At 66.7% G+C, this 12,246-nt stretch carries 9 protein-coding genes and 2 pseudogenes; 6 read left to right on the plus strand and 5 right to left on the minus strand.

What is annotated here, in order from left to right; translation table 11 throughout:
- Positions 1-4: 4 nt before the first annotated feature.
- Positions 5-1,381 (plus strand): NADP-dependent succinic semialdehyde dehydrogenase, encoded by a 1,377-nt coding sequence (locus M5I08_RS23275; protein ID WP_219066092.1) that lies wholly within the window; start codon positions 5-7, stop codon positions 1,379-1,381.
- Positions 1,382-1,454: 73 nt separating this feature from the next.
- Here the strand turns inward: M5I08_RS23275 and M5I08_RS23280 are convergent, their stop codons facing one another.
- Entirely contained in the window at positions 1,455-2,390 is a 936-nt protein-coding gene (locus tag M5I08_RS23280; protein WP_219066093.1) for a R2-like ligand-binding oxidase, read from the minus strand.
- Positions 2,387-2,731 (minus strand): annotated as a pseudogene (locus tag M5I08_RS23285) (TetR/AcrR family transcriptional regulator); the annotation flags it as partial. The pseudogene M5I08_RS23285 and the gene M5I08_RS23280, both read right to left, overlap by 4 nt.
- A 228-nt stretch (positions 2,732-2,959) precedes the next feature.
- Here M5I08_RS23285 and M5I08_RS23290 point away from each other — a divergent pair.
- Together M5I08_RS23290 and M5I08_RS23295 are read left to right on the plus strand one after the other, a co-directional pair.
- The gene (locus M5I08_RS23290) at positions 2,960-4,201 is read left to right on the plus strand and encodes an amidohydrolase (RefSeq protein WP_249762985.1); all 1,242 of its coding nucleotides are present in this window, start codon (positions 2,960-2,962) and stop codon (positions 4,199-4,201) included.
- 256 nt (positions 4,202-4,457) lie between these two features.
- Positions 4,458-5,438, plus strand: coding sequence for a phosphotriesterase family protein (locus M5I08_RS23295; RefSeq protein WP_219066095.1), 981 nt, complete (start codon positions 4,458-4,460; stop codon positions 5,436-5,438).
- Between the two features lie 199 nt (positions 5,439-5,637).
- Here the strand turns inward: M5I08_RS23295 and M5I08_RS23300 are convergent, their stop codons facing one another.
- Positions 5,638-6,816, minus strand: a complete 1,179-nt coding sequence (locus tag M5I08_RS23300) for an acyltransferase family protein (RefSeq protein WP_219066096.1) — start codon at positions 6,814-6,816, stop codon at positions 5,638-5,640.
- 187 nt (positions 6,817-7,003) lie between these two features.
- Between M5I08_RS23300 and pgfA the strand changes: the two genes are divergently transcribed.
- The 3 genes from pgfA (at position 7,004) to M5I08_RS23315 (ending at position 10,784) form a co-directional block, all read left to right on the plus strand.
- Entirely contained in the window at positions 7,004-8,266 is a 1,263-nt protein-coding gene (gene pgfA, locus M5I08_RS23305; protein ID WP_219066097.1) for a cell envelope lipid trafficking protein PgfA, read from the plus strand.
- A 14-nt stretch (positions 8,267-8,280) separates the two neighbouring features.
- A complete protein-coding gene (locus M5I08_RS23310; RefSeq protein WP_219066098.1) occupies positions 8,281-9,993 on the plus strand; it encodes an MmpA family trehalose lipid delivery protein in 1,713 nt (570 codons plus the stop codon).
- A 473-nt stretch (positions 9,994-10,466) separates the two neighbouring features.
- On the plus strand, positions 10,467-10,784 hold the full coding sequence (locus tag M5I08_RS23315; protein WP_249762986.1) for a DNA methyltransferase: 318 nt from the start codon (positions 10,467-10,469) through the stop codon (positions 10,782-10,784).
- Here M5I08_RS23315 and M5I08_RS23320 read toward each other — a convergent pair.
- Together M5I08_RS23320 and M5I08_RS23325 are read right to left on the minus strand one after the other, a co-directional pair.
- Positions 10,688-11,010, minus strand: a pseudogene (locus M5I08_RS23320) (JmjC domain-containing protein); the annotation flags it as partial. The gene M5I08_RS23315 and the pseudogene M5I08_RS23320 sit on opposite strands and share 97 nt — an antisense overlap.
- 52 nt (positions 11,011-11,062) lie before the next feature.
- A complete protein-coding gene (locus M5I08_RS23325; RefSeq protein ID WP_219066099.1) occupies positions 11,063-12,217 on the minus strand; it encodes a glycosyltransferase family 4 protein in 1,155 nt (384 codons plus the stop codon).
- Between the last annotated feature and the right edge of the window lie 29 nt (positions 12,218-12,246).

A 12,246-nucleotide genomic window follows, 5' to 3' on the forward strand; every position in this document is an offset into this window, starting at 1 on the left:
CAGCGTGTCCATCGCCACGATCAACCCGGCGACCGGCGAGACGGTCAAAACCTTCACCCCGGCAACTGACGACGAGGTCGACGCGGCCATCGCCCGCGCCTACGACAGATTCCAGCACTACCGCCACAACACCACTTTTGCCCAGCGGGCCCGATGGGCAACCGCCACCGCCGACCTGCTAGAGGCGGAGGCCGATGAGGTCGGCGCGATGATGACCCTGGAAATGGGTAAGACGCTGAAATCGGCTAAAGCCGAAACGATCAAGTGCGCCAAGGGTTTTCGTTACTACGCCGAGAACGCCGAGAAGCTGCTGGCTGACGAGCCCGCCGATGCGGCAAAGGTCGGCGCAGCCAAGGCTTACATCCGCTACCAGCCGCTGGGCGTGGTGCTGGCGGTGATGCCGTGGAACTTCCCGCTCTGGCAGGCTGTCCGGTTTGCCGCACCTGCGCTGATGGCCGGCAACGTCGGCATCCTCAAGCACGCCTCCAACGTGCCGCAGTCGGCGCTGTATCTCTCCGACGTCATCAGGCGCGGCGGCTTCCCGGAGGGCTGCTTTCAGACGCTGCTGATTTCGTCGCGCGCCGTCGAGCGGGTCCTTCGCGATCCCCGGGTTGCGGCGGCGACCCTCACCGGCAGCGAACCCGCCGGCCAATCGGTCGCCGCCATCTGCGGCGACGAGATCAAACCCACCGTGCTGGAGCTCGGCGGCAGCGACCCGTTCATCGTGATGCCGTCCGCGGACCTCGACGAGGCCGTCGAGGCAGCGGTCACCGCCCGGGTGCAGAACAACGGCCAGTCCTGCATCGCCGCCAAGCGGTTCATCGTCCACGCCGACATCTACGACGCGTTTGTCGACAAGTTCGTCGAAAAGATGGACGCGCTGAAAGTCGGCGATCCGACCGACCCGGACACCGACGTGGGCCCGTTGGCCACCGAGTCGGGCCGCGATGAAATCGCCAAGCAAGTCGACGACGCCGTGGCGGCCGGCGCGAAGCTGCGCACCGGCGGCAAGCCGCTCGACGGGCCGGGGTGGTTCTACCCGCCGACGGTGCTCACCGACATCACCAAGGACATGGCGCTGTATACCGAAGAGGTTTTCGGCCCGGTCGCCTCGGTGTATCGGGCCTCGGGCATCGACGAAGCCGTCGCGATAGCCAACGCCACGACGTTCGGGCTGGGCTCCAATGCCTGGACCAGAGACGAGGCAGAGCAGCGGCGCTTCATCGACGACATCGAGGCCGGGCAGGTGTTCATCAACGGAATGACGGTGTCCTATCCCGAATTGGGGTTCGGCGGCGTCAAGCGGTCCGGCTACGGCCGCGAACTCGCCGGCCTGGGCATCCGCGCGTTCTGCAACGCCAAATCCGTCTGGATCGGGTAACAGTCCACTGCCGAGCAGACGCAGAATCGCACGAATTGGCGCCCGAATCGGCGATTCTGCGTCTGCCCGCGGGTCAGACCGCCGCCAGCGCCTTGCGGTCTTCGGCGGCGAAGGCGTCCTCCAACTGCAGCGGCGAGTAGTCCAGGTCGATTTCGCCGAGCGGCCGGCCGCGGGCGCTGGCGATCGTGCCGAACCGGCGCATCCCCTTCTCGCTGGCATACTGCATGAACTCGTCCGTCGACAGGCCGAACGGCATCGGGTCGTAGAGGGCGAAGCCCTCTTCGATAAGGCGCAGGCCCAGCGGCACGAGCTCGTTCATCCGCGTCTCGAAGACGTCCCAATTGGCATCGTCGGCAGCGACGTGGCGCCGACACGTGAAGGTGCCCCACGCCATGTGGCGGCGCTCGTCGTCGCCGATGCGGCGGATCGGTTCCTGCATGCCAGGCAGAATGCCGCGCTCCACGCAGATCTTGTGCCAGCCGAAGTAACCGGTCAGCGCCAGCATGCCTTCGACCATGTGGTTATAGGTCACCGACGCCCGGACCTGCGTCGCCGGAGACGGGTCAGCGGACAATGCGTTGAGGCAATTCGGCAGCTCCTCGTAGAAAATTGTCCGGTAGGTGGGGATGTCCTCGAGAAAGACGTGCAGGTCATCGGTGACGCCGACGGCGTCGAGCCACATCCGGAACACCTGGACGTGCTTGGCTTCCTCGAACGCGAATTGCGTCAGGTACATCTCGTCGCCCAGCCGGCCTTCGGCCCGCATCGCGGACATGAACGGCTGGATGTCCTCGGTCACCGCTTCTTCGCCGGCGATGAACTCGGCGCACAGCCGGGTGGCGTAGTTGCGTTCGTCGTCCGATAGCCGCTCCCAGTCGACGCGGTCGCGGGAAAGGTCGATGTCGGCCGGGTTCCAGAACTTCGCGTTGCCGCCGGCGAAGAGCTTGAGCGGCAAGCTGTCCCAGCTGAGCCCGCCGGCAACCATCGAGCCCGAATGCGTCCGTGTCATGTTGCGACCTCCTTGATCTCCGCGTGGCGAGCTTGCGGCAACGGGGTAAACGCCGCCGCCAGTACCGCGACGAGCCGGCGCACCGCCAGCGCCGGTTGCTCCGGCGTGGGCTCGTCGAGTCCGAGAATCGGATCCAGGCCGCGCACATAGGGGGCCAGCGCCAGATGCGGAAAGATCATCAGCAGCAACGCCAGCAGCGCGTCGGTGTCGGAATCCGCACGCAGGTCGCCGCGCAGGCGCGCGTCGCGGACCAGCGGCCGCAGCACGTCCAGGTAGTGGCGGTGGATGACGTTCTGCACGCTGACGCGGGCTTCGGTGTCGACCTCAAGCGTCGCCGCGGCTCCATGTCACCGTCGGCATCGCGCCCTCCTCGCATCAGTGACCACTGGTCATTCTAGTGTGAGTGGTGTCACAGTCAAGGATGCCGTCGTCGCGCGCCATGGCGGGACGTTGTACACGCGGTACCGGGACAACCGTTACGCTGGGCGGTGTTCGACCGGCTCGATGAGGTGGCATTCCAACCCGCTACAACCGGAGAGTCAGCAGCAGTGACGACACGCTCAGAGCTCGTGGACACCGCCGTCGACGCCGACGCATCTCGCCTGGTCAAGCTGTTCAAAGACCTCCACCGCCATCCCGAGCTGGGGTTCGCCGAGACCCGCACCGCAGGGATCGTCGCGCGGGAATTGGCTGGGCTGGGTTTCGCGGTGACGACCGGGATCGGCGGCACCGGCGTGGCGGCAGTGTTGCGCAACGGCACGGGGACGACCGTCATGTACCGCGCCGCCATGGACGCCCTACCGGTTGCCGAAGACACCGGCCTGGACTACGCGAGCTCGGTGACAGTCGCCGACGCGGACGGCGCCTTGTCACCGGTCGCGCACGTGTGTGGACACGACGCCCACGTCACCTGGATGCTGGGGATGGCCAAGGTGCTGGCCGGCGCGACCGACGCATGGTCGGGTACCGCCGTGCTCGTCGGCCAGCCGGCCGAGGAACTGATCGCCGGCGCACAGGCCATGGTCGACGACGGCCTTTACGGCGTGGTTCCGAGGCCGGATCGCCTCGTCGGTATGCACACCGCGCCTGCCCCGGTCGGCATGGTGGCCGCTGCCGGCGGCCCGACCCTGGCCGGCTCCGACCAGGTGGACATCGTGTTTCGCGGCGTTGGCGGCCACGGGTCGATGCCGCAGCTGACCACGGACCCGGTGCTGATGGCCGCTCTGGCAGTCGTCGAATTCCAGACGATCGTCAGCCGGATGATCCCCCCGCACGAGACCGCGGTGCTGACCGTCGGTTCGCTGCAGGCCGGCTCGGCTCATAACGTCATCCCGACCCAGTCGCTGCTAAAGGCCAACCTGCGATGGTTCAACCCGCAGGTACGCGAGCAACTCGTCGGCGGGATCAAGGCCGTCTGCAACGGCATCGCCCACACCTACGGGGTGCCCGAGGACCAGCTTCCGCAGATCACGCTTCCCGGTGGTTGCACGCCGCTGGTCAACGACGAAAACTTGTGCGCCCGCCTGGCCGCGGCGTTAGGCGAGGCGGTCGGGCCGGACCGGGTCCTGACGCAGCTGCCGCCGGTGACGGCGTCGGAAGACTGCCAGCTGCTCAAAGGCCCCCACCACGACGTGCCACTCGCGTACCTGTTCGTCGGGGTCGCCGACCCGCAGGTGTACGCCGGCGCGCTGGCCGCCGGAAGGTTGTTCCCGTACTCCCCGCACAGCCCGGACTACCGGGTCGACATCGCGGCGATCCCGTTCGGGGCCAAAGTCGCCGGCCATGTGATGCTCGATCTCCTCGCTACGTGAGCAGCCGACCAGCCGCGCTGCTGCGCCGCGCCGGGGAATGGCACTGGCCAGCAAGCACGTCGGTCTGTTCGCTCGCCAGCGCGTCCTTACGCGGGTGAGCGAAGCTCGCGACCGTCGACGCGCCCGCTCAGTCGGAGTACCACACCCGGACGCGATATCTCCGCGGAGCCCCTGTGCGGGCACCGGCGTTGCTGGTGGTCGAGGTTGGATAAAAAGTCACTGTCCGTCGGGGACGGGCCCACCTAGCATCAGACACGTGTCAGAACTGAACACCGCTCGAGGACCGATCGACACCGCTGATCTAGGCGTCGCCCTGATGCACGAGCACGTGTTCATCATGACCACCGAGATCGCGCAGAACTACCCGGAAGCATGGGGCGACGAGGACAAACGGGTGGCTGACGCCATCGACCGGCTGGGCGGGCTGAAGTCCCGCGGCGTGGACACCATTGTCGACCTCACCGTGATCGGGCTGGGCCGCTACATTCCCCGCATCGCCCGCGTCGCCGCGGCCACGGAACTGAACATCGTCGTCGCGACCGGCCTTTACACCTACAACGACGTGCCGTTGCGCTTCCACTACCAAGGCCCGGGCGCCCAACTGGATGGCCCCGAGATCATGACCGACATGTTCGTCCGAGACATCGAGCAGGGCATCGCCGGCACCGGCATCAAGGCCGGGATTCTCAAATGCGCCACCGACGAGCCCGGCATCACCCCCGGCGTCGAACGGGTGCTGCGCGCCGTCGCACAAGCACACAAGCGCACCGGTGTGCCGATCTCCACCCACACCCACGCCGGGCTGCGCCGCGGACTCGAACAACAACGCATCTTCGAAGAAGAGGGTGTCGATCTGAGCCGGGTGATCATCGGCCATTCCGGCGACAGCACCGACATCGGCTATCTCGAGGAGCTCAGTGCCGCCGGCTCCTACTTGGGAATGGACCGGTTCGGCATCGACGTGATCCTGCCGTTCGAGGATCGGGTCAACGTCGTGGCGCAGATGTGCGAACGCGGCCACGCCGACAAGATGGTGCTCTCGCACGACGCCAACTGCTACTTCGACGCACTGCCCGAAGAACCGCTGCCGGTGGCCGCCCCCAATTGGCATTATCTGCACATCCACAACGACGTGATCCCCGCACTCAAGCGGCGCGGGGTCACCGACGAGCAGCTGCACACCATGCTCGTCGACAATCCGCGGCGCATCTTCGACCGACAGGGCGGCTACGAGTGACGCACAGCGAGCCGGTCCCGCCGATCGGCGCCCAGATTTCGGCGCTGGCCGCACTCGCGCCCGACGAGCCGGCCGTCACCTGCGACGCCCGCACGCCTACGACCTCTCGTCGATGCGGCGGTTCTGGCATATGGGAGGAGTGCCGTGCCCGCCCCCGATCAAAGAGGCATGGATTGTTCTGCATCGTCGCCCGCGCGGCTCATGGCGCGATTGCGTCTTCTTGACGCGGGCTGACGACACCGTCGCGCAGCGGCACACGCTGTTGCCTCTTGCGAGATTCCCAGCGCCGCAATGCTCCTCGACAGGGTGATTCGACCAGCGCATAGCTCACCGCGGCGATGGCGATCGTGAAGATCAGCGTCAGCGCCAAGACCTCGGGCATGTGGCCCATGAAGGAGAATTCGCCGATCACCGGGAACACCATGGTCAGCGCCGCAAGATGCCAGATGAAAATGCCGTAGGACCAGCGGCCCAGCGTCACCATCGGCCTGGTACCCAATAGCCGGTGGCCGGTGTCGGGCCGGTCGAGCACCAGCGGCGCCACCAGACCCGCCGCCACCAGCGCACCCATTGCGGTCTTGACCGTGAATTGCGCGGCGCTGCTCGGGACCAGCCCCGCGGGCCCGGCCAGTGGTGTGGCGGCCACTAGATAGGCCGCCACGACGACGACGGCCATCAAGACCCGGCGTCGGGCCAGCCGATGCGGCCAGCCGGGCGGGCTGTGCACCCACTCGGCGAGCAGCATGCCCGCCGCGAACCAGGAGAAGAATGCCGGCGGCCAGTTCAGCGGATTGAGCCCGGCCGGGGCGGCAAAGGGGATCCAGCCCCAAAACCAGCTCCCGACACCGAGAGTCGCAATCGTCGCCACCCGAGCACGGACGGGCAGCCGGCTGGCTAACAGCGCGAGGATCGGCAATGCCAGATAGAAAGTGACCTCCACCGACAGGCTCCACATCTGGGTGAGCCCGTGGGTCAGCGTCAGCGGCACATAGACCTGGGTGAGCGAGAGATTGGCCAACCACACCGTCGGGCTGGGGTGGTCGGCGTCGGGCAGCAGGGTCAGGATGACGACGACGGCCACCAGGTAGGCCGGCATGATTCGCACCACCCGTGATCGCAGGTAATGACCGGTCGACGGGCGCGAGCCCAGCCCGCGCGCCGCCGCAGCGTGTCCGCGCCACAACAAAAACCCCGACAGGGCGAAGAACACCGCGACCGCAAGGTCGAAGCGACCGAACAACCGACCGTCGAAGCCATTCGAATGTCCGGTTTGGAATGCGACGTGGGTGATGACGACGCCGATGGCCGCGCAGGCCCGCATTCCTTCGACGGCGGGCAGGAAGCCGCGGGCCCCCCCCGCCTGCTGGACGCCACTCATCACTGCAACAGTGTGCCCGTGATCGGTTGTCCGGCAAATCGGGTACACGCCCGTTGCGCACCGTGGGGACCTAAACGGCAACCTTAAATTTTGCTGTTAGGGTCGAACGAGTTTTGCTTCGCTGGCCCAGGGTCGGGGCGGTCGGGTCGTTCCGAACCGAATGAGACCAGAAGGAGGTCACGGCGACGTGAACCGAGCAGTGATGTTGCGGATGGCCGCGTGCGGGATCATGGGCCTCGGAGCCGCCTTACTGGTCGCCGCATTGCTGCTATGGACCTACACCAGCAGCAGGATCACCAAGATTCCGCTCGACCTGACTGCCACGTTGATCAGTGACGGCACCGGCACCGCGCTGGACCCGGCGTCGATCAACAGTCCGAAGCTGGTGGTCAACAAAAACGTGCCGCTGGTGTCCCAGCAGCAGATCGACGTCGAATCGCCCGCTAACGCCGATGTCGTCACACTGCAGGTGGGCTGCTCGGTTCGACGCAGCGACATGCAAAAGGACTCCGGCCTGCTGCTCGCACTCGTCGACACCGTCACACTGAACCGCAAGACCGCGATGGCGGTTTCCGACGACACCCATCCCGGTGGCGCCGTGCAGAAACCGCGCAGCTTCAACGATGAAAATCCGCCCACCAACATCGCATTGCCGCACGACGGACTGTCCTACCGATTTCCGTTCTACACCGAGAAGAGGACGTATCCGTATTTCGACCCGATCGCGCAGGACGCCTTCGACGCCAATTACAGCGGCGAACAAGACGTCAACGGGTTGACCACCTACAAGTTCACCCAAGACGTCGGCTACGACGCCGACGGCAAGCTGGCTGCGCCGGTCAAGTATCCCTCGCTGTACGCCGACGACGCGGACAGCAAGGTCACAGCGACCGCGGCGATGTGGGGCGTGCCCGGTGATCCGGACGAGAAGATCACCATGACCCGCTACTACGCGGCGCAGCGGACCTTCTGGGTGGATCCCGAGTCGGGGACGATCGTCAAAGAAGCCGATCATGCCAACCATTACTATGCTCGCGATCCGCTGAAGCCCGAGCTGACGCTGGTGGATTACAAAGTCACCTCCAGCGAAGAGACCGTCGAGTCACAGGTGAACGCCGCACGCAACGAGCGTGACCGGTTGGCCCTGTGGTCGCGGGTGCTGCCGATCAGCTTCACCGCGTCCGGGGTGATCGCGCTGATCGGTGGCCTGCTGCTCGGCTCGTTCAGCTTGCGCACCGAAGCGGCACTGCTCGACCCCGGCCTGGACACCGCCGACCACGGCTTCTTCGGCCGCGGCGAGCCGCCGGTCGAAAGGGTACCCGGCGCCGAGGCCGAAACCGAGAAGCTGCCAACACCCCCCAAAGACGTAGAGCGCGAGCACGGCCCGCCCGGCGCAGGCTCGCCGGGCACGGAGAGCCGACCGACTTCGGATCCACCCGGGGCGCCCTGACCGACGGGGCCGGGATGCGCCACTGGGTTGCGCGGTGGTCGCGGCCGGGGTACGCACTGGCGTTGGCGGTGCTGGTGGTGGTGCCGCTGATCGGGCCCGGATATTTGCTATTGCGCGATGCGGTGAGCACCCCGCGCTCATATCTGTCCGATAGCGCCCTTGGGCTGATGTCGGCCCCCCGTGCGACGCCGCAAGATTTCGCCGTCGCGTTGGCGTCGCACTTCGTCGATGGCGGCCTCGTGGTCAAGGCGTTGCTGGTCGCGGGACTGTGGCTGGCCGGTTGGGGCGCGGCACGCCTGGTCGCACTGGTGTTGCCCGAAGCCGGGGCCGGCGGCCAATTTGTCGCGATCACGCTCGCGATCTGGAATCCATATGTCGCCGAGCGGTTGCTACAGGGGCATTGGAGCCTGCTGCTCGGGTACGGCTGCCTGCCGTGGGTTGCGACCACGATGCTGACGCTGCGCTCAGGTTCGACAGGGTTTTTCGGGTTGGCGTTTTGGATCGCGCTGGCCGGGTTGACCCCCACCGGGCTGATCCTCGCCGCAACGGTCGCATTGGTCTGTGCGGCTGTCCCTGTTGGGGGCGCGGGTGGGTCCCGACCGCGCTGGGTGTGCGCCGCCGCCGCGTTGGCCGGCGCGCTGCTGGCGGCGCTGCCATGGTTGACGGCGGCGGCACTGGGCTTGTCATCAGCGGACCGTATCTGGGTGCAGGCTCCCGACGTTGCGGCGTTCGCCGCCCGCGCCGAGCCGGGTCTGGGCACACTGGGCAGCCTGGCCAGCCTCGGTGGGATCTGGAACAGCGAGGCGGTACCGCCGTCGCGGACAACGCTTTTCGCAATGGTATCGGCCGGGGCGCTGCTTGGTGTGGTGGCCATCGGGCTGCCGACGGTGCTGCGCCGACGGGCGGCGGTCCCGCTGATAGCGCTGGCGGCGGTGTCCGTGCTGGCGCCTGCCGCGCTGGCCACCGGGCCGGGGCTGGCAACGCTGCAGGCGGCGGTGGATGCCGCGCCGGGTGTGGGCGTGCTGCGCGACGGGCAGAAGTGGGTGGCGCTGGCCATGCCCGGGTATGCACTGGCGGGTGCGGGAGCGGTGCTGACATTGCGCCGTTTTTCGGGGCCCGCGGTTCCCGCGCTGGTGTGCTGCGCCGCGCTGCTGCTCACACTTCCCGACTTGGCCTGGGGTGTGGGAGGGCGCGTGGCGCCGGTGAACTATCCAGCGGGGTGGGCGGCCGTGGCGGCGTTGATCAACCGCGATCCCGGACTCGTCGCGGTGTTGCCGGTCGACACCATGCGGCGCTTCGCCTGGAGCCGACCGGCGCCGGTGCTGGATCCGCTGCCCCGCTGGGTGCGCAGCGATGTGCTGATTACCGGCGATCTGATCGTCTCGGGGGTGACGGTTCTTGGTGAGGGACACCGGGCGCGCAAGGTACAGCGGCTGCTGTTGGCCGGCGCCGATCCCGCCGCACTTCGCAACGCAGGCGTGGCGTGGCTGGTTGTCGAAGCGGGCACCACCGGCGATATGGGCTGGGCGGCAAGGACATTCGAGCGACTGCCGGTAGTCTATCGCGGCCACGATTTGACCTTGTATCGGGTCAACGGCCAGGCAGGCGCAGTGCCCGCCGATCGGCGGTTGCTCGCGGTGATCGCCCATCTCGTGTGGCTGGAGATGCTGATCGTCGGAGCTACCGGCATGGCGGTAGCGGGCTGGCGGCAGGCAGAGATGGCATAATGTCGTCCGCCAATCGATCCAGTCTCATGGTCCCCCCGTCTCGACCGGCGAGCATGCGGCCACCGGAGCGCTTTCGGCCGCTGCGTCAGCAGTCACGTGACGTAGACCCGCAGCCGACGTCGTTAGCAACTTTGGAGCCCTTGTCACCAGGCGGGAACCGATGCCGCGCTACCAGCGTCCTGCGGACGCATGGACGGCATAGACCGCGAGGCCGTCGCCGAAGGGCTGGACCCAGACGGCCCTACACTGCTGGAAGCCCAAGAGCTCGTCCAGCTGGAGCTGGACTTGCCCGACGAGGAGAGTTCCGGCGCGCCTGGGGCTCCGTTGTCCCTACCGGCGGATACGATGCGGCACATGAGTGACCGCGCTCGACAACGCTTCGCAGTGGTGAAACACGACGGGAGCGAAGATTACGAGGCAGTCCTCAAGGGCTCTGCCCTCGTGCTTGGCGACGCGCACCAGGTTCTAACTCGATGCCTGAAGGTTGCGTGCAGACTGTCGTCACGTCGCCGCCATACTGGTCACTTCGCAACTACGGGATAGATGGCCAGATCGGTTTGGAAGACTCGGTTTACGCCTTCATTGACGCGCTAGCCGAGTTGTTCGAGGAAGTCTGGCGAGTGCTGCGCGACGACGGCACTATGTGGTTGAACATCGGCGATTCGTACACCAGCGGCGGCCGGACCTGGCGGGCACCCTCCCGGCGAAGCATCTCGTGCGGCGGTACATCGGCGCTGTCGGACAAACGCCAGATCTTGGATCCCTGGATCCGAAGAATCAACACATCGTGAGGGTCGTAATGGGGTACGAATCCTGTTGATTCGGCAGGGGTTACGTAGGCGTTGACCCGCGTCGGGAAATTCAGCTCGACCTCAATGGAGTGGGATCCATGAGGCGATCGAAGTAGTCCGCGCGGCATCGCTGGACATGGTAGTGCGTTGTCCCCCAGACCTTGTCAAGAAAGGTCTGCACCGGGAGAGGCTGAAGCAACCAGGCTAGCGAGGACTCGACGGTAATCCCTCCCCCACATCATGGTGAAGAGGCCGCAAGGGATACCCCTTGCGGCCGGTCAGACGACTCCGCTGACGCGTTCTCCCGCTACCACCGACTCCAGTACGCTGCGCATTGCGTCTGCGCTTTGGCGCCAAGAGAATTCGGCACTGCGTGCTTGCGCCTTGGCGCCGAGCTGATCACGCAGCACCGGGTCAGTCAGCAACTGGTGCAATCGATCCACCAATTCATCGCGACTGTCCACCAGCACACCGGTCACCCCGTCGATGATCGAGTCGGCCAACCCGCCGGACGAGCGGTAGCCGATCGTCGGCACCCCGTGCTGGGCTGCCTCGACCACCGCCAGACCCCAGCCTTCTTTCCGCGACGGCAGCACATGAACCCAAGACTGTTGCATCACGTGGTGTTTGGTGACGTCATCGATGTGGCCGTGGAACGTCACCGCGTCGCTGATGCCCAAGCTCGCCGCATGGTCGACCAAGCGCTGCCACCACCACCCGCCCCCGACGATGTCGAGATGCAATCCCGGGGTCGATGGCCGAAGCAGCGCCACGGCTGCCATCGCGTCCTCGATCTGCTTGTGCGGCACCAGCCGGGACAACACCAACACGCGGGGGTCGCCGGCCCGCGGACCACGCAACGACGCCTCCGGTGCCTCGTCGAGACCGTTGCGCACCAACGCGATTCGTTCATTTGCCACACCCAGGCCGACCAAGTCGCGGGCCGACGGCAGCGACACCGTCACGTACTGGTTTCCGCGGTGCAGTCTTGGCGACACCCGCGACTCGACGTACCAACCCAACCGGCCGAGCACCGCACCGGCCACCGGCCACTGCTCGCGATGGCAGTGGTGTACCAGCACCGCGACCCGCCGTCCGTAGATCAATCGGGCCAGAAACGGTAAGCCGTTCTGGGTGTCGACCACCACGTCCGGTCGCACCCGCCGCAGCGGTCCCATCCCGAACCGTGCCGCCGCCATCGCCACCAGTGCCCACACATAAACCGAGTACCGCCCGCCGGCGCGGCTGATCCGCACACCGTCGACGACTTCGCGCCGCGCCGCGCCGCGATAATGCGCAGTGCGCAATGTGACCGCGACACCGGAAGCGGCAAGCTGGGCTCCGATGCGCTGCAGATAGGTTTCACTGCCACCGCCCTGGGGGTGGCCGGTATCGCGCCAGCACAGCAGCAGTACCGAGCGCAAACCAGACATTACGGGTCAGCCTAAACTGCGCGCCTGCA

This window comes from Candidatus Mycobacterium methanotrophicum, assembly GCF_023515995.1.
Classification (GTDB): Bacteria; Actinomycetota; Actinomycetes; order Mycobacteriales; family Mycobacteriaceae; genus Mycobacterium; species Mycobacterium methanotrophicum.